Origin of the sequence: Pseudomonas sp. JAI115, assembly GCF_014200835.1 — a bacterium.
GTDB classification, from domain to species: domain Bacteria; phylum Pseudomonadota; class Gammaproteobacteria; order Pseudomonadales; family Pseudomonadaceae; genus Aquipseudomonas; species Aquipseudomonas putida_A.
In genome coordinates, this window is sequence record NZ_JACHCY010000009.1 from 120,978 (window position 1) to 139,115 (window position 18,138).

Genomic DNA, 18,138 nt, shown 5'->3' on the forward strand with positions numbered 1-18,138 from the left:
TTGGCCGTTAAATCTGCGCTGACCTGAAGGTCCTCTTCGCGAGCAGGCTCGCTCCCACAGGGGTACGCATTCCAACTGTGGGAGCGAGCCTGCTCGCGAAAGCGCTCGCTCAGGTGCCGCTCAATCCGGCCAGTTCCACGCCGGCTCATCGAGCACCCGCTGGCCAACAATTCCGGTCTGCCCCAGCGTCTTCTCCAGCACGATGCAATTGCACTCCGAGTCTTGCTGCAACGCCGAAATCAACCGTCGCGCATGCGAAACCACCCACACCTGACAAGCCTGCGACGCGCGAATGATCAAGCGCGCCAGCGCCGGCAACAGATCCGGATGCAGACTGGTTTCCGGTTCGTTGAGCACCATCAATGACGGCGGGCGTGGCGTCAGCAGCGCGGCGATCAGCAACAGATAACGCAGGGTGCCGTCCGACAGCTCCGCCGCCGACAGTGGCCGCAGCAACCCCTCCTGAAAGAACTCGATGGCAAAGCGTCCGCCGGCCAGCGGTGCGATGTTCAGTCTTGCGCCGGGAAACGCGTCGCTGATCGCCGCCTGCAACGCCTCGGGGTCGCCGATTTCATTGATGGTCTGCAGGGCTGCGGCGAGGTCGCGACCGTCGTGGTGCAGCACCGGCGTGCGCGTACCCAGTTGCGGTTGGCGCACCGGGGCGTCGGCGTCGCTGCGAAAGTGATCGTAGAAGCGCCAGCGGCGAATGAACTCGCGCATCTGGAACACTTCCGGCGAACTGCGCAGGCTGCCGATCTGATCGAACAGACTGTCGAAATTCGGCGTGTGCTGTGCCAGCACGTCCCAGCTGCGGCCTTCGCGGGCGCGAATCATCGGGCCGTTGCGATCCACCAGCAGGCTGGCCGGGCGATAGAGCGGCCCGGCCCAGATGCATTCGCGCTTGATCTGCGGATCGAGACTGAAGCGCGAGGGGCTGGGATGAGTATCCCCCGGCAGCATGAAATGTCCGTTGGAGTCGGGCAATCCGAGGCTGATGGAGTAGCTGAAATCCTCGCCGGCAAACCCCAGGCGCAGACGTTTGACGCCCTGACGCACCGTCGGCTCGATCGCCACTTCGCCGTTGCGCATGCGCCGACTGATGGTTTCCGGCCCGGCCCAGAACGTCGAATCCAGCCCGCCCTCGCGGGCCAGCGCATTGACCACGCCGCCCTGGGCGGTCTCCGCCAGCAGGCGCAAGGCCCGATAGAGATTGGACTTGCCGCTGCCGTTGGGGCCGGTGATCAGGTTCAGCCGGCCCAGCGGAATCACCAGTTTGTTGATCGAGCGGTAATTGGCCACCGCGAGGGTCTTGAGCATGAAAATCCTTCTCTTGAGGCGACCATTGTAGGAGCTGCCGAAGGCTGCGATCTTTTGATCTTGCTTTTGTAAAGTCAAAAGATCGCAGCCTGCGGCAGCTCCTACAGGGGAAATATGGAGATCACGCAGGCGAACGTTGAACCCTGTTCTAAGCTCACAGTCGTATCGTCACTTGCACGTTCGTACACAGGAAGGAGTCTGCATGGCGAGTCCCGGATTGAAAACAGTTGTCGTGCTGAGCCTGCTCACGTTGCTGACCGCTTGCGGCAAGAAAGAAGCCCCGGCGGAGTACTTGCCACGGGTCTTCGTGCAAGAGGTCAAACCGGCGGACTATGCCGCTGCCGTGACCCTCACCGGTGATGTGCAGGCGCGGGTGCAGACCGAACTGTCGTTCCGGGTCGGTGGCAAGATCATTCAGCGCATGGTCGATGTCGGCGACCGGGTCAGCGCCAAACAGGTACTGGCCAAGCTCGATCCCAAGGATTTGCAGACCAACGTCGATTCCGCGCAAGCCCAGGTCATCGCCGAACAGGCGCGGGTCAAGCAGAGTGCGGCGGCGTTCGTGCGTCAGCAGAAGCTGCTGCCCAAGGGCTACACCAGCCAGAGCGAATTCGATTCCGCACAAGCCGCCTTGCGCAGCAGCCAGAGCGCCCTGAGCGCGGCGCAGGCGCAACTGGCCAATGCCAAGGATCAACTCAGTTACACCTCGCTGATCGCTGACGCCCCCGGCATCATCACTGAGCGCCAGGCTGAAGTCGGCCAGGTGGTCCAGGCCACCGCGCCGATTTTCAAACTGGCCCGCGATGGCGATCGTGACGCGGTGTTCAACGTTTATGAGTCGTTGCTGGCTGAGCGCCCGGCGGAGCGTTCGATTGTCGTCAGCCTGCTCGACAACCCCGCGATCAAGACCACCGGCACGGTGCGTGAAATCACCCCGGCGGTGTCGGCGCAGTCCGGCACGGTGCAAGTCAAGGTCACCCTCGACAGCCTGCCGCAGGGCATGCAGCTCGGCTCGGTGGTCAGCGCCACGGCCAAGGGCAGCGGCAAGTCGGCGGTGGAATTGCCGTGGTCGGCGCTGACCAAAAACATCAGCGATCCGGCGGTGTGGATGGTTGACGACAAGGGCGAAGCGCAGCTGCACAACGTCACCGTCAGCCGCTACCTGATCGGCAAGGTCATCATCAGCGACGGCCTCAAGGGCGGTGAGAAAGTGATTGTCGCGGGTGGGCAACTGCTGCACCCGGGCATGAAAGTCGAAATCGCCGAAAACACTTACGAAGGTCTGCAACCGGGAGCGCAGCCATGAAGCGTCTGGGGCTGTTGTCCATTGGTGTGCTGCTGGCCGCCTGCTCGAAAAGCGAGCCACCGCCGGAGCCGGTTCGGCCGGTATTGTCGATCAAGGTACAGGCGCTGAACGAGGAAACCCTCGGGCGTTTCGCCGGCAGCATTCAGGCGCGTTACGAGAGCAACACCGGGTTCCGCGTCGGCGGGCGCATTGCCAGTCGCAACGTCGATGTCGGCGCCGAGGTGCAAAAGGGTACGCTGCTGGCGACCCTCGATCCGTCCGATCAGCAGAACCAGTTGCGTTCGGCCCAAGGCGACCTGGCCAAGGTCCAGGCGCAACTGATCAACGCCCAGGCCAATGCCCGTCGGCAGCAGGCGCTGTTCGATCGCGGGGTTGGCGCGCAGGCGCAACTGGACATCGCCACCACCGACCTGAAAACCACTCAGGCCTCGCTCGATCAGGCGCGGGCGGCGGTCAACCAGAGCCAGGATCAACTCGCTTACACCGAATTGCGCGCCGACCACAAAGCTGTGGTCACCGCGTGGAATGCCGAGGCCGGTCAAGTGGTGACAGCAGGTCAGCAAGTGGTGACCCTGGCGCAACCGGACATCAAGGAAGCGGTGATCGATCTGCCGGACACGCTGGTCGATGAAATTCCTTCCGACGTGGTGTTTCTGGTGGCCGGGCAACTCGACCCGAGCATCAACACCACCGCAACCATTCGCGAAATCGAACCGCAGGCCCAAAGCGCCACGCGCACCCGCCGCGCGCGGCTGACCCTGGCCAACACGCCGGAGGGTTTCCGCCTCGGCACGGCGATCAGCGTGACCCTCAGTTCGGCGATCAAGCCGCGCATCGAATTGCCTGCCACCGCCCTGCAGGAAGCCGACGGCAAGACCCGCATCTGGGTGATCGACACCCAAAGCAAAACCGTCGCGCCCCGTGACGTCAGCGTGATCAGCCGTACCGACGGCACGGTGGTGCTGGCCGGCGGGGTCAAGTCCGGCGAGCAGGTGGTCACCGCAGGCGTTAACAGTCTCAAACCCGGACAAGCCGTGAAACTCGACGAGGACAGTCAATGAAAGGCTCTTTCAATCTCTCCGAATGGGCCCTCAAGCATCAGTCATTTGTCTGGTACCTGATGTTCGTCGCGCTGCTGATGGGGGTGTTTTCGTACTTTAATCTGGGGCGCGAAGAAGACCCCTCGTTCACCATCAAGACCATGGTCATCCAGACCAAATGGCCGGGCGCGACCCAGGAGGAAACCCTCAAGCAGGTCACCGACCGCATCGAGAAAAAACTCGAAGAGCTCGACTCCCTCGACTACGTGAAAAGCTATACGCGCCCGGGCGAATCAACGGTTTACGTGTACCTGCGCGACACCACCAGCGCCAAGGACATTCCAGAGATCTGGTATCAGGTGCGCAAGAAGATCGATGACATTCGCGGCCAGTTTCCCCAGGGCATTCAAGGCCCCGGGTTCAACGACGAGTTTGGCGATGTGTACGGCTCGGTCTACGCGTTTACCGCCGACGGCCTGACCATGCGCCAGTTGCGCGACTACGTGGAGCAGGCCCGCGCCGAGATCCGCAACGTCCCGGGGCTGGGCAAGATCGAAATGATCGGCCAGCAGGACGAAGTGATTTACCTGAACTTCTCCACCCGCAAACTCGCCGCGTTGGGCATCGACCAGCGTCAGGTGGTGCAGAGCCTGCAATCGCAGAACGCGGTGACCCCGGCGGGGGTGATCGAGGCCGGCCCGGAGCGCATTTCGGTGCGCACCTCGGGGCAGTTCGCTTCGGAGAAGGATCTGGCCGAGGTCAATCTCAAGCTCAATGACCGCTTCTATCGTCTGGCCGATGTCGCCGACATCAGTCGCGGTTACGTCGACCCGGCCACGCCGGAATTCCGTTTCGACGGCAAGCCGGCAATCGGTCTGGCGATTGCCATGCAGAAGGGCGGTAACGTCCAGGAATTCGGCAAGGCGCTGCACCAGCGGATCGACCAGATCACCGCTGATTTGCCGGTTGGCGTCGGCGTCCATACGGTGTCCGATCAGGCCGTGGTGGTGGAAGAGGCGGTCGGCGGTTTCACCAGTGCGCTGTTCGAAGCGGTGGTGATCGTGCTGGTGGTCAGCTTCATCAGCCTCGGCGTGCGCGCCGGGCTGGTGGTGGCGTGCTCGATTCCGCTGGTGCTGGCGATGGTCTTCGTGTTCATGGAATACAGCGGCATCACCATGCAGCGGATTTCCCTCGGTGCGCTGATCATCGCCCTCGGCCTGCTGGTGGACGACGCGATGATCACTGTGGAGATGATGGTTACACGCCTGGAAATGGGTGAGACCAAGGAACAGGCGGCGACGTTCGCCTACACCTCGACGGCATTCCCGATGCTCACCGGTACGCTGGTGACCGTCGCCGGTTTCGTGCCCATCGGCCTCAACGCCAGCTCCGCCGGCGAGTACACCTTCACCCTGTTTGCGGTGATCGCGGTGGCGATGCTGGTGTCGTGGGTGGTGGCGGTATTCTTTGCGCCGGTGATCGGCGTGCACATCCTCAGCACCAACGTGAAACCCCATGAAGCCGAGCCGGGCCGCATCGGTCGGGCGTTCAACGGTGGTTTGCTGTGGTGCATGCGCAACCGCTGGTGGGCGATCGGCATCACCGTGCTGCTGTTTGTGCTGGCGGTGTTCTGCATGCGCTTTGTGCAGAATCAGTTCTTCCCTTCGTCGGATCGCCCGGAAATTCTCGTCGACCTGAACCTGCCGCAAAACGCCTCGATCGACGAAACCCGCAAGGCCGTGGACAAGCTCGAAGCCACGCTCAAGGGCGATCCGGACATCGTGCGCTGGAGCACCTACATCGGTCAGGGTGCGATCCGTTTCTATCTGCCGCTCGACCAGCAATTGCAGAACCCGTACTACGCGCAACTGGTGATCGTCAGCAAGGATTTCGAGGCCCGTGAGGCGTTGAGCCAACGCCTGCGCGAGCGCTTGCACAAAGACTTCGTCGGCATCGGCAGTTACGTGCAGGCGCTGGAAATGGGCCCGCCGGTGGGACGTCCGATCCAGTACCGGGTCAGCGGCAAGGACATCGATCAGGTGCGCAAGCACGCCATCGATCTGGCGACCGAGCTGGACAAGAACGAACACATCGGCGAGATCATTTACGACTGGAACGAGCCGGGCAAAGTCCTGCGCATCGACATCGCCCAGGACAAGGCGCGTCAGCTCGGGCTGTCCTCGGAAGATGTGGCGAAGTTGATGAACAGCATCGTCAGCGGCTCGCCGTTGACCCAGGTCAACGACGACATTTACCTGATCAACGTGGTCGGCCGGGCGGTGAACTCGGAACGCGGCACGCCGGAAACCCTGCAGAACCTGCAGATCGTCACACCCAACGGCACGTCGATTCCGCTGCTGGCCTTCGCCACCGTGCGGTATGAGCTCGAGCAGCCGCTGGTGTGGCGTCGCGACCGTTTGCCGACCATCACCATCAAGGCTTCGGTGCGTGACGAGATCCAGCCGACCGACCTGGTGAAATTGCTCAAGCCGTCGATCGATGCCTTCGCGGAAAAACTGCCGGTCGGCTACAAGGTCGCCACCGGCGGTACGGTCGAGGAAAGCGGCAAGGCCCAAGGGCCGATCGCCAAGGTCTTGCCGTTGATGCTGTTCCTGATGGAGACCTTCCTGATGATCCAGCTGCACAGCGTGCAGAAGATGTTCCTGGTGGCCAGTGTCGCGCCGCTGGGGCTGATCGGCGTGGTGCTGGCGCTGGTGCCGACCGGTACGCCGATGGGCTTCGTGGCGATCCTCGGGATTCTGGCGCTGATCGGCATCATCATTCGCAACTCGGTGATTCTGGTGACGCAGATCGATGAGTTCGAGCGCAACGGCTCCGCGCCGTGGGATGCAGTGGTGGAAGCGACTGAGCACCGCCGCCGACCAATCCTGCTGACCGCGGCGGCGGCGAGCATGGGCATGATTCCGATTGCCCGGGAAGTGTTCTGGGGGCCGATGGCCTACGCGATGATTGGCGGGATCGTGGTGGCGACGTTGCTGACCCTGCTGTTTTTGCCGGCGCTGTATGTGGCCTGGTACAAGATTCGCGAGCCGCAGAAAGAGACCCGCTAAAGAGCGAGCGCTACGCACTCTATTCGCGAGCAAGCCCGCTCCCACAGGGGGTACGCATTCCAACTGTGGGAGCGGGCTTGCTCGCGAAGGCGTCAGAACTGACTACGCAGATTTACGCCAGACGCTGGCCAGCCAAGGCTGTTGCTCGCGCGGCAATCCCGCCGGCCGGTAGTAATGCTCAAGCTCGACAAACCCCGCTGCCGTGAGCAACCCGCGCCACGCTTCCAGATCGTGGTACGAACCATAGCGCGGCCCGTTCCAGCCCTCACGGTTATCCCCGCGAGGATTGGAACTGAACAACACCCCGCCCGGCTTCAGCGTGCCATGCAACTGCTTGAGCACTCTCGGCAATTCCTGCAACGGCACATGAAACAGCACCGCATTGGCGAAGATCCCGTCGAAGCGCTCGGCCGGCAGATCGAGTTTCAGAAAGTCCTGCTGCCAGACCTCGCAACCGCTGTCCTCGCGGGCCATGCGCGCAAATTCCGGCGTGCCATCGAGGCCGACCGCGACGTGGCCCATGCGGGTGAACGTCTGCAGGTCGCGTCCCGGACCGCAGCCGAAATCGAGAAGAGTGAACGGCGCCTGACCCTGGATGTGGCGAAGCAAGGCGTCGATGTTCTGACTGACATCGTGGTCGCGGGTGCCTTCGCGGAAGTCTTCGGCCACCGAGTTGTAGTGGCCGAGGGTGGTGGCGGTGATCTGTTCCAGATCGGAGGGCGTTTGCTTCATGGTCGAGGGCTGCGCGGGCAATGAGGATTTGCCGAATATACGCCATCAGGTCTAGGGCTGCTGCGCAGCCATTCGCGAGCAGGCTCGCTCCCACAGGGGAACGCATTCCAAATGTGGGAGCGAGCCTGCTCGCGAAAGCGGTTTCAAAAGCGTCGAATGAGCCCTGCTGAAATCAGCGCTTGTTCAGGCCCCGTGCCAGACGATCTCCACCCAACTGAATCACCGCCACCAACGCCACCAGCAACACAATCACCGTCAGCATGATCTGGCTGTCAAAGCGCTGATAACCGTAGCGGTAAGCGATGTCGCCGAGGCCGCCGGCACCAATCGCCCCGGCCATGGCTGACGAGTTGATCATCGTCACCAGCGTAATCGTGAACCCGCCAACAATCCCCGGCAGCGCTTCAGGCAACAGCACGTGCCAGACGATATGCCAGCGTCGGCAGCCCATGGCCTGTGCCGCCTCGATCAAGCCGTGATCGACCTCACGCAGACTCACTTCGGCAATCCGCGCAAAGAACGGCGTCGCGGCGATGGTCAGCGGCACCACCGCCGCCCACACACCGTACGTGGTGCCGACAATCAGCCGGGTGAACGGAATCAGCGCGACCATCAGAATCAGAAACGGGATCGAGCGGAACAGGTTGACGAACGCGCCCAGCGCCCGGTTGAGCAGCGGCGCCTGATAGATCCCGCCCTTGTCGCTGGTGACCAGAATCACCGCCATTGGGATCCCCACCAGCAACGCGATCAGCGACGACACGCCGACCATCAGGAAGGTGTCGATGAATCCCTGCAGCAAACGATCAAACCACATAACCCGATACCTCCACTCGTTGCGCCCACTGCCCGGCGCGCTCGCGCAATTGTTCGGCGCTCAGGGCCGAGCCGCTGACCGCCAGTAACAGTTGTCCCAGCGCATGCCCCTGAATCCGTTCGACGCCGCCCTGCAGCAACTTCACGCGTCCGCCGAGAGCGGCGAACAGCGCCGCCAGATCCGGCTCGTCGGCGGCGCCACCGGTGAACTGCAAACGCAATACCACCGCCGCGCCCGGGGAGGGCGGCTGGGCATGCAGACGGCTTTGCAGTTCTGCCGGCAAGGCGTGTTGCAGCGGCGCGAGCAAGGTCTGGCTGACCTCGTGCTGCGGATTGCCGAACACTTCCCAGACCGGGCCTTGCTCAACGATCCGCCCGTGTTCCAGGACCACCACGCGGTCGCAGATTTCGCGGATCACCGCCATTTCGTGAGTGATCAGCACAATGGTCAGGCCCAGGCGCTGATTGATCTCGCGCAGCAGGCCGAGGATCGACTGAGTGGTCTCGGGATCGAGCGCCGAAGTGGCTTCGTCGCACAGCAGAATGTCCGGGTCATGCACCAATGCGCGGGCGATGCCGACACGCTGTTTCTGCCCGCCGGAGAGCTGCGCCGGGTAAGCCTTGTGCTTGGCTTGCAGGCCGACCAGTTCGAGCAGTTCACGCACCTTCTGCTCGCGTTGCGCCTTCGGTACGCCCGCGACTTTCAGCGGCAGTTCGACGTTCTGCCACACGGTCTTGGCTGACATCAGGTTGAAGTGCTGGAAGATCATGCCGATCCTTCGGCGCAGGGCGACCAGCCGGTCTTCATCGAACTCGCCGATGTCGACCTGATCGATCAGCACCCGCCCCGCAGTCGGTTGTTCCAGACGATTGATCGTGCGGATCAGCGACGACTTGCCGGCGCCGCTGCGCCCGATGATGCCGAACACCTCGCCGCGCTGGATCGCCAGATCGATGCCTTGCAGGGCCGCGACCGGGCCTTGCCGACCCGCGTAGGTTTTACCCAGGCCGATGAAGCGCACATGGGCGCGATTCAGCTCGGGATGCAGTTCGGTTTTTTCAGCATTTTCTGGCTCTGGAATCTCCAGTCGCCGTTGGATCGCGGCCGTCATGTTCAGCTTTCCCAACCGGCCTGATACAGCTTGCCGTGAGCCTTATCCAGCGCGGCGCGAACGGCCGGCGAGTGCTGGTAGATGTCGACGAATTTGATCAGGCGCGGGTCGTTCTTGCTCTTGGGCTGGATGACGAACTGGATCACGTATTCCTTGTGGTCGAGACCGTCGAACAGCAGCGCCGAACCGGCGTCAAAAGTCTTCGCCAGACGGATGTAGGCCGGGTAGCCCTGCACCAGATCGGCGTCATCGTAGGCGCGCACCAGTTGCACGGCTTCGACTTGCAGGATCTTGATCTTCTTCGGGTTGGCGACGATGTCGTCTTCGGTGGCCTTGTAGCCGACCCCCGGTTTCAGGGTGATCAGGCCAGCCTTGGCCAGCAGTTGCAGACCGCGACCGCTGTTGATCGGGTCGTTGGCGATGGCGACGCTGGCGCCTTCCGGCAACTCGTCGAAGCTTTTGTATTTTTTCGAATAGAGGCCGACGTTGTTGATGATCCCCGGGGCGAACGGCACCAGGTCAAAACCGGAGGCAGCCTTGGCGTTTTCGAGGAACGGGATGTGCTGGAAGTAGTTCACGTCGATGTCGCCAGCGGCGAGGCTGACGTTCGGTGCGATCCAGTCGGTGAACTCCACCAGTTCGACTTTCAGGCCTTGTTTAGAGGCCTCTTCGGCGGCGGCTTCCAGTGGAATGGCGAAGGCGGCGGTGGTGCCGATTTTAAGGGGTGCATCGGCGGCGAACACCGCCGAGCTGAACAGGCCGAAGGCCAGGGCCAGTGCTTTGACTGGGTGGGACAGGAATTTCTGGGTCATGGTGGTTTTTCCAGTCAGTGCATAAGTTTGTGGTGTCTGGTCGGGCCTCTTCGCGAGCAGGCTCGCTCCCACAGGGGAAATGCATTTCAAATGTGGGAGCGAGCCTGCTCGCGAAGCTGTTAATGCCGGTACGAAGAGCCGGTGTGTTGCTGAGGCAAATGCGCCACCCCGTGAAACAGTTTTTCGCGCAAACTGCCGCTGTCATACGCAGTCTTGTACGACCCACGCCGTTGCAGCTCCGGAATCACCAGCTCAATGAAATCGACATAGCTTTCCGGGGTAACGATGCGCGTGAGGTTGAAGCCGTCCAGCCCGGTTTCGGCGATCCACGATTCCAGTTCATCCGCCACCTGCTCAGGCGAGCCGACCACGGTGATGTAGCGGCCACCGAGGGCGTGCTGCTCGAGCAATTTGCGTCGGGTCCAGTCGTTGTTCTGCAGGTTTTTGGTCGCGGACTGGATGGCATTGCTCTTGACGTACTGGATCGGTTCGTCGATTTCGTACTGGGAAAAGTCGATGCCGGTGGAGGCCGAGAAATGCGCGACGCCGGCCTCGGCGCTGGCATAACTCAGGTACTCGGCGTGCTTGGCCCACGCGGCCTCTTCGGTCGCGCCGACGATCACGTTGAGGCCCATGAACACCTTGATGTCCTCGGGATTGCGTCCGGCTTCGACGGCGCTGGCGCGGACCTTGTCCACCTGCACTTTGGTCGACGGTTTGTTCTGGCCGCTGATGAACACGCATTCGGCATGACGCCCGGCGAACAGCAAACCGCGGTCCGAACTGCCGGCCTGGAACAGCACCGGTGTGCGCTGCGGCGACGGCTCGCAGAGGTGATAACCCTCGACTTGATAGAACTCGCCGTGGTGCTCGACCTTGTGCACCTTCTCCGGCTGCGCGTAGATGCGCTGCTCACGGTCATTGAGCACCGCGCCGTTTTCCCAACTGCCCTCCCAGAGTTTGTAGAGCACTTCGAGGTACTCGTCGGCCTGATCGTAGCGACGGTCATGCTCGACCTGTTCGCGCAGGCCCATGGCCTTGGCGGCGCTGTCGAGGTAACCGGTGACGATGTTCCAGCCGACCCGACCACGGCTCAGATGATCGAGCGACGACATGCGGCGGGCGAACAGATAGGGCGGCTCGTAAGTGAGGTTGGCGGTGAGGCCGAAGCCGAGGTTTTTCGTCACGGCGGCCATCGCTGACACCAGCAGCAGCGGGTCGTTGACCGGCAACTGGATCGACTCTTTGAGCGTGACGTCCACCGAGTTCTGGTAGACGTCGTACACGCCGACGATGTCGGCGATGAACAGTCCGTCGAACAAACCGCGCTCCAGCAACTGCGCCAGCTCGGTCCAGTACTCGATGGTGTTGTAGCGCGTCGACGTGTCGCGCGGATGCGTCCACAGACCGTGGTTGATGTGGCCGATGCAGTTCATGTTGAACGCGTTGAGCAGGATCTTCTTTTTCGCGGCGCTCATCAGATGGTCCCTCGCAGCGGAGGCTTTTCATCGTTGAGGTAGTAATTGCCCACCGCGTGATACTTCCAGCGCACCGGGTCGTGCAGGGTGTGCACCCGGGCGTTGCGCCAGTGACGGTCGAGGCCGTGCTCGATCAGGGTCGCCTGACTGCCGGCCAGTTCAAACAGAGTGCTGCCGGCGGCCAAGGAGATTTCGGTGCTGATCGCCCGTGCTTCGGCGACGGCAATCGAGGCGGCAGCGACGGTTTCGGCATTGGTCTCGGCCTGGGCCTTGTCGAGGAATTCGCCAGAGCGCTCAAGCAGCGCTTCGGTGGCGTGCAGGCGAATACTCAAGTGGCCGAAGCTCTTCAGGGTCAGCGGGTCTTCGGTGGCCTTGTCGTTACCGGAGTCGATCCATGGCCGGGTCTTGCTGCGCACGAAGTGCAGCGCATCTTCATAAGCGGCGCGAGCGATGCCGGTGTCGATGGCGGCGTGAAGGATCTGCGCCAGCGGGCCGACCGTGGTCGGACGCTCGAAAGCGCTCTGAAACGGTATTACGTCCTCGGCGGCAACGTAGACGTCTTCGAACACCACGGATCCGCTGCCGGTGGTGCGCTGACCGAAACCACTCCAGTCGTCGATGACCGTCAGGCCTTGGCTGTCACGCGGGACGAAGGCCAGTTGCTGCACGCCATTTTCATCGACCACGGAGGTCGGGATACGCTGCGCGTAGATCGCGCCGGTCGCGTAAAACTTGCGCCCGTTGATGCGATAGCCGTCGCCGTCACGCTTGAGGCTGGTGACGCGGTCGTGGGCGGTTTTGGTACCCAGTTCCGCCAGGGCATTGCCGAAACGTTGACCGGCCAGCACCTCGGCGTACAGCCGCTGTTTCTGCTCGTGGCTGCCGTTAACGCGCAGCACTTCGAGGGCGTAGAAATGGTTCTGCGGAATCTGTCCGAGGGAGCCGTCGGCCTGAGCGATCAGGGCGATGACTTTGGCCAGGGTCACGTTGGACACGCCGGCGCCGCCGTATTCCTTGGGCACGCTGATGCCCCACAGGCCAGAGCGGGAAAACACGTCGAGCTCCGGCAGTGGCAGGCGGCGTTCACGGTCGCGCACGGCACTGTCGCGTTTGAAATCTTCGGCCAGGTCGCTGGCGACGATCAGGGCTTGCTCATCGCTGGTGATGACCGCGACGGGGTGAGAATAAGTCATATGCTTCTCCAGATGTCTGGTCGTTAAATCCAGGAATGGCGAGCCGGTAGAGTGCCGTTGAGGCGATAGGCGCCGACCGCGTGATACTTCCAGCGCACCGGGTCGTGCAGGGTGTGCACCCGGGCGTTGCGCCAGTGGCGGTCGAGGTTGAATTCGGCGAGGGTCGCGCGGCTGCCGGCCAGTTCGAAAAGCTTCTCGCTGGCGAGCAAGGAAATCTCGGTAGTCAGCACTTTCGCTTCGGCCACCGCAATTGAAGCGCGGGCGGCGGATTCGGCGGTCAGCGGCGCGGTGTGCACCTGATCCAGCATTTGCCCGGCCTTGCGCAGCAGTGCTTCAGCCGCGTGCAGTTCGATTTTCAGCTTGCCGATGTCGGCGATCACATAGAGGTCATCGCTGGCGCGCTCGACCTTCGCGTCGATCCAGGGCCGCGCGCGAGTTTTGACGAACTCGATGGCATCGTCGATGGCGCCACGGGCGATGCCGGCGTCGATGGCTGCCTGAATCAGCTGCGACACCGCGCCTTGAGTGTTGGGCTTCTCGTTGATCTTCCAGTTATCGACGACCAGGCTCGACTCGACGCGCACGTTGTTCAGCAGAATCGTGCCGCTGGCGGTGGTGCGCTGACCGAAGCCCGACCAGTCATCAACGATGCGCAGGCCCGGGGTGCCACGGCGGACGAAGGCCAGCACTTGTTTGCCGTCGTCATTGAGCGCCTTGACCGCCACCCAGTGCGCGAACAGCGCGCCGGTGGAATAAAACTTCTGGCCGTTGATCACGTAGTCATCGCCGTCGGCGGTGATGCGGGCTTTCAATTCCAGGGTATTTTTGGTTCCGCGCTCAGGACCCGCATTGCCGATGCGCCAGCCTTCCAGAACACTCTGGAACAGCTGTTTTTTCTGCGCTTCGGTGGCGCTGCCGAGTACCAGGTTGATGATGCCGAACTGGTTCTGCGGGATCTGTCCCAGCGCCGGGTCGGCTGCGGAAATGATCGCGAATACCTCGGCCAGGGTCACGAATGAAACTTGTGGGCCACCGTATTCGCGCGGGATGGCAATGCTGCCCAGTCCGCTGCGGGTGAACTGTTCGATTTCCGACCATGGCAGCTTGCGCTGGCGGTCGCGCTTGGCGGCCTGCGCGCGGGCGACTTGCGCCAGTTCGTGGGCAGCCTTGATGGCTTGGGCGTCGTTGCGCAAAACCTGCGCGGGCAACAACAGTGGGGCGATGTCCAGATCAGACTGGAGATTTGCGTCTGCCAGACTGGACATCAGTGCCGCTCCTTGGCTGCACGCAATGCCCTGGCGATCTGCACTGGGGTGATTGTGTTCCGGACCATACTACCTACCTCACATCTCATGAAAAACGCCGCAAAAGTGCGGCGAACGAAAGAATGTCCGGTGGTCCGGTTCATATACCCTAAGCGTGTATAAATATTAAATAAACTAACTTTTAGGAATATGTATAGAAGGGGCGGTGGTCGGGTTGGTTAACAGTCTCTCAGCCGTGGCAATACAACCTGTGGTGAGGGGATTCATCCCCGACAGGCAGCGCAGCGGCCTTTTCTGAGTCATAAAAAACGGGACTGCTTCACAGTCCATCGGGGGCGGCGCGCCGTTTCCCTGAATCCCCTCACTACAAAGCCCCACAAGTACAGGAATGCGGCGTCAATCCTTGGTCGATTCAGCGGCCTTCAGCGTTTGGCGCAGCGGCACCTTCAGATAAGGATTCACGCAACCGATCTTCAGCGTCCGTGGCGGTGCCCAGCGTGAGTTGTTGCCCACCCAGTCGATGACGCAGTAGGTCACGTCCAAGCGCAGATCCTCACCGCCCTCGACGATCACTGCCGGTGGCACCCAGACCTGAATCGGCAGGCCGACATCCGCTGCGGTGATCGGTGCCAGGTCCATACGCACGTCGCCCCAGCGCAAGGTGATGGCGTCGTCCTCGGCCATGTTCAGGTAGGGTTCGATGGTCAGCGGCACGCCGCGTTTGATCTGATTGGGGTTCACGCCCTGGCGGCGGATGGTGTCGGGCAGCGTGACGGGCGCCAGTTGCTGATTCTCGTCACCGCACAGCGGCGAAGGCTGGCCGCCAGGGCAGTCGAGCTTGACCTGAACCCGCGTTGCCGCCGACAGCGCCGGTCCCTGACCGATCTGCATCACTCGATAGTGAATCCGTGCGGTGCCACTGGCGATAAAGCTTTCCGGCACCCGCAGGCTGATCGAGGCGCCGACGTCTTCGCTGGTCAAGACTCGCGAGGCGACGTAGCAGTTGTTCCAGAACAGTTCGATCAGATCACCGGAGTCCATGCCGGGGTAGGGCAGGACATCGATCAGCAAATGCGCGGCAGCGGCCAGATTGATGGCGTTGTTGGATGCGGACGCCAGATTCGGCGCTGCCAGTTCGGGGGCGTGCGAAGTGCGGGTCATCGGGTTCTCTCCTTGAAGTCTTGCGGCGAAGTCCGTTTCTTGAAACAACAAAAGGCGTGATGAATCGGTAATACAACCGTGAACTTTGTTCGGGCTGAGTAAGCGTTGATTCAACTAATGGGTGCCGGTTGGCGACTAGATAAGAGCGTGCCGGAAAGAGTGTCAATAGAGTGCCTTAGTTAATCTGTGAATTACCGATTAATCAGAAGCGTCCTACGCTGATGAGGCATCCTGCCTAGCGGTGATGGCGAATGGAACTACGGTTTTTCGCGAGTTTCGCGATTTTTGTGCCGGTCGATTTAGATCATTTCACAGGCACGAAAGCGCGCCGCAGATTACTTGTATCTGTTGCAGAACATATATGTATTGTTTTGACAGGTTTAAGCTGGAGGGATTTGGAAGTTTTCAGGCGCGGTAAGTAAAACTTCCGTCCATGGAAGTTGATGACTCAAGAGAATAAGTATCTCAGGCGTGATTCAGGAACTTGCTGAGGAACTGTCTGGTGCGTTCTTCTTTCGGGTTGGCAAACAACGCCTTGGCTTCGCCTTGCTCGACGATCACGCCCTTGTCGAAAAACACCACACGGTTAGCCACGTCGCGGGCGAAACCCATTTCGTGGGTGACGATGACCATGGTGCGTTTTTCTTCAGCGAGACCGCGAATGGTCGCCAGTACTTCGCCCACCAGTTCCGGGTCGAGGGCCGAAGTCGGCTCGTCGAACAGGATCACTTCCGGCTCCATCGCCAGCGCCCGGGCAATCGCCACGCGCTGTTGCTGACCACCGGACAGACGACGCGGATACGCATCTTCCTTGCCGGCCAGACCGACCTTGGCCAGCAGCTTCATGCCCAGGGCAACGGCTTGCTCGCGCGGCATCTTCTTGACCACGATCGGCCCTTCGATGACGTTTTCCAGTGCGGTGCGGTGGGGGAACAGGTTGAAGTTCTGGAACACGAAACCCACGTGCTGGCGCAGATTGCGCACCAGACTCTGCTGCTGGCTCAGCGGGCGGCGGGTATCGATCTCGATATCGCCGACCTTGATCCGGCCGCTGGTGGGCTCCTCAAGGAAATTCAGGCAGCGCAGGAACGTGGTCTTGCCCGAACCGCTGGGGCCGATGATGGCCACGACCTCGCCTTCCTTCACCTCAAGGTCGATGCCTTTGAGCACCTCTTGACCCTTGAACTGCTTTGTCAGTTTTTCCACGACAATCATGGGGTCAGGACTCCTGGTCGTGCCGATTGGCCCGCTCTTCCAACTTGTTCTGCAGGTGCGACAGCACCGTGGCCAGAATCCAGTAGATCAGCGCGGCGGCAAGATACATGGTGAAGACTTCGAAAGTCCGGGCGGTAATCAGTTGCGCCTGGCGGAACAGTTCCGGCACCTGAATGGTGGCGGCCAGTGCCGTGTCCTTGACCAGCGAAATGAAGCTGTTACCCAGTGGCGGCAGGGCCGTGCGCATCGCTTGCGGCAGGATGGCCCGGCGCAGGGTCTGCGCACGGGTCATGCCGATGCTTGCGGCGGCTTCCCACTGGCCGCGCTCGATCGAACCGATCGCGGCCCGCAGGATTTCACAGGCGTAGGCAGCCATGTTCAGCGAGAAGCCGATCAGCGCCGCTGGCAGTGGATCCAGTTCCAGACCCAATTGCGGCAAGCCGTAATAGATCACGAACAGTTGCACCAGCAACGGCGTGCCGCGAAAGAACGACACGTAGATGCGGGCGATCCAGCTCACCAGTTTGAAGCGCGACAGGCGCATCAAGGCCAGGCCGAAGCCCAGCAGCAAGCCGAAGAACATGCCGCCCAGACTGAGGATGACCGTGTAATACGCGCCCTTGAGCAGAAAGGGCGCGGAGTCCAGTGCGAGTTGGAAAGCTTCTTCCATTATTTGGTGACGTCAGCGTTGAAGTATTTCTTCGACAGCTTCTCAAGGGTACCGTCGGCACGCAGTTCGTCGAGAGCCTTGTTCACCGCAGCCAGCAGCTCAGGCTCGCCTTTGCGCAGGGCGATACCGGATTCCTGACGGGAGAACGCTTCACCGGCAGCCACGGTTTTCGGGGCTTTCTTGGCGTATTCAAGTGCAGCCAGACGGTCGATCAGGATGGCGTCGGTGCGGCCGTTGTTCAGGTCGGCGAACTTGGTCGGATCATCGTCGTAGGTACGCACGTCAGCGCCCGGCACGTTGGCGCGGACCCACTGTTCGTAGTTGGTGCCCAGGCCGACACCGACTTTCTTGCCGGACAGGTCGGCGGCAGTCTTGATGTTCAACTTGGCTTCCTTGTCCTTCAGCACCAGCGCCTGAATCCCGGAAACGGTGTACGGCTCGGAGAAGTCATACTTCTTCTTGCGCTCGTCGGAGATGGTCACTTGATTGACCACGACGTCCAGACGTTTGGATTCCAGCGCAGCGAGGATACCGTCCCACTTGGTTGGCTGAATCTTGGCTTTGACGCCGAGTTTCTGCGCCAGGGCTTCGGAGAGTTCGACTTCGAAGCCGGACAGCTTGCCGTTCTCATCAACAAAGCTGAACGGTGGGTAAGTGCCTTCCAGGCCGACGTTGATAACGCCTTTGTCCTTGATCTGTTGCAGCTGCTCACCGGCGGTTGCCTGGCCGATCAGGCCGGCGCTCAGTGCAAGGCCCAGCGAACCTACCAGCAGAGTGCGACGTAGTGCGGAAAAATTCATGACAAGCCCCTGTGTTTTCTTATGGAAGACGCTTAAGGAAGGTTGGCGAATCCGGGAATTGAACGACTGCGTTATCGTGCCCTAAAGCAGCTTATGCGTCTTGCCCGAAATTCGCCTGCGGCGAGACTATAAGATGTCTGCTTTAGACTT

General features: G+C 61.5%; 15 protein-coding genes. 3 read left to right on the plus strand and 12 right to left on the minus strand.

All coding sequences use genetic code 11. The features are described 5' to 3' along the window. Nucleotides 1-120 precede the first annotated feature (120 nt). Nucleotides 121-1,317 (minus strand): AAA family ATPase, encoded by a 1,197-nt coding sequence (locus HDC30_RS19935; protein ID WP_139053620.1) that lies wholly within the window; start codon nt 1,315-1,317, stop codon nt 121-123. A gap of 202 nt (nt 1,318-1,519) precedes the next feature. Here HDC30_RS19935 and HDC30_RS19940 point away from each other — a divergent pair, with 202 nt between their 5' ends. From HDC30_RS19940 to HDC30_RS19950, 3 genes are read left to right on the plus strand one after another with little or no spacing between them, the layout of a single operon-like run. Next, entirely contained in the window at nt 1,520-2,623 is a 1,104-nt protein-coding gene (locus HDC30_RS19940; protein WP_027611178.1) for an efflux RND transporter periplasmic adaptor subunit, read from the plus strand. Continuing rightward, a complete protein-coding gene (locus tag HDC30_RS19945) occupies nt 2,620-3,684 on the plus strand; it encodes an efflux RND transporter periplasmic adaptor subunit (protein WP_183784543.1) in 1,065 nt (354 codons plus the stop codon). Before HDC30_RS19940 ends, HDC30_RS19945 begins: the two co-directional genes overlap by 4 nt. Further along, entirely contained in the window at nt 3,681-6,734 is a 3,054-nt protein-coding gene (locus HDC30_RS19950; protein ID WP_183784545.1) for an efflux RND transporter permease subunit, read from the plus strand. The genes HDC30_RS19945 and HDC30_RS19950 overlap by 4 nt, the downstream gene beginning before the upstream one ends. 102 nt (nt 6,735-6,836) lie before the next feature. Here the strand turns inward: HDC30_RS19950 and HDC30_RS19955 are convergent, their stop codons facing one another. The 11 genes from HDC30_RS19955 to tcyJ all read right to left on the minus strand — a co-directional run bounded on the left by HDC30_RS19955 (nt 6,837) and on the right by tcyJ (nt 17,988). Next, nucleotides 6,837-7,466 carry a bifunctional 2-polyprenyl-6-hydroxyphenol methylase/3-demethylubiquinol 3-O-methyltransferase UbiG gene (locus tag HDC30_RS19955; protein WP_183784547.1) on the minus strand — a complete coding sequence of 210 codons (630 nt, stop codon included), beginning with the start codon at nt 7,464-7,466 and terminating at the stop codon, nt 6,837-6,839. 172 nt (nt 7,467-7,638) lie between these two features. After that, nucleotides 7,639-8,283 carry a methionine ABC transporter permease gene (locus HDC30_RS19960; RefSeq protein WP_027611182.1) on the minus strand — a complete coding sequence of 215 codons (645 nt, stop codon included), beginning with the start codon at nt 8,281-8,283 and terminating at the stop codon, nt 7,639-7,641. Then, nucleotides 8,273-9,394 carry a methionine ABC transporter ATP-binding protein gene (locus HDC30_RS19965; protein WP_183784549.1) on the minus strand — a complete coding sequence of 374 codons (1,122 nt, stop codon included), beginning with the start codon at nt 9,392-9,394 and terminating at the stop codon, nt 8,273-8,275. The genes HDC30_RS19960 and HDC30_RS19965 overlap by 11 nt, the downstream gene beginning before the upstream one ends. A 2-nt stretch (nt 9,395-9,396) precedes the next feature. After that, entirely contained in the window at nt 9,397-10,206 is an 810-nt protein-coding gene (locus HDC30_RS19970; protein ID WP_183784551.1) for a MetQ/NlpA family ABC transporter substrate-binding protein, read from the minus strand. 119 nt (nt 10,207-10,325) lie between these two features. After that, entirely contained in the window at nt 10,326-11,684 is a 1,359-nt protein-coding gene (locus tag HDC30_RS19975; RefSeq protein ID WP_150369407.1) for an LLM class flavin-dependent oxidoreductase, read from the minus strand. Then, the gene (locus HDC30_RS19980; RefSeq protein WP_183784553.1) at nt 11,684-12,877 is read right to left on the minus strand and encodes an SfnB family sulfur acquisition oxidoreductase; all 1,194 of its coding nucleotides are present in this window, start codon (nt 12,875-12,877) and stop codon (nt 11,684-11,686) included. Before HDC30_RS19980 ends, HDC30_RS19975 begins: the two co-directional genes overlap by 1 nt. Before the next feature lie 23 nt (nt 12,878-12,900). Beyond that, nucleotides 12,901-14,142: an SfnB family sulfur acquisition oxidoreductase gene (locus HDC30_RS19985; protein WP_183784555.1), complete on the minus strand. Its 1,242-nt coding sequence runs from the start codon at nt 14,140-14,142 to the stop codon at nt 12,901-12,903. 396 nt (nt 14,143-14,538) lie between these two features. Then, nucleotides 14,539-15,303: a hypothetical protein gene (locus tag HDC30_RS19990; protein WP_183784557.1), complete on the minus strand. Its 765-nt coding sequence runs from the start codon at nt 15,301-15,303 to the stop codon at nt 14,539-14,541. A 465-nt stretch (nt 15,304-15,768) separates the two neighbouring features. Next, complete coding sequence (gene tcyN / locus HDC30_RS19995; RefSeq protein WP_095137897.1) at nt 15,769-16,518, minus strand: L-cystine ABC transporter ATP-binding protein TcyN; 750 nt, start codon at nt 16,516-16,518, stop codon at nt 15,769-15,771. 4 nt (nt 16,519-16,522) lie between these two features. Continuing rightward, complete coding sequence (tcyL, locus tag HDC30_RS20000; RefSeq protein ID WP_003220607.1) at nt 16,523-17,188, minus strand: cystine ABC transporter permease; 666 nt, start codon at nt 17,186-17,188, stop codon at nt 16,523-16,525. Continuing rightward, entirely contained in the window at nt 17,188-17,988 is an 801-nt protein-coding gene (gene tcyJ, locus HDC30_RS20005) for a cystine ABC transporter substrate-binding protein (protein ID WP_086794003.1), read from the minus strand. The genes tcyL and tcyJ overlap by 1 nt, the downstream gene beginning before the upstream one ends. Nucleotides 17,989-18,138 lie beyond the last annotated feature (150 nt).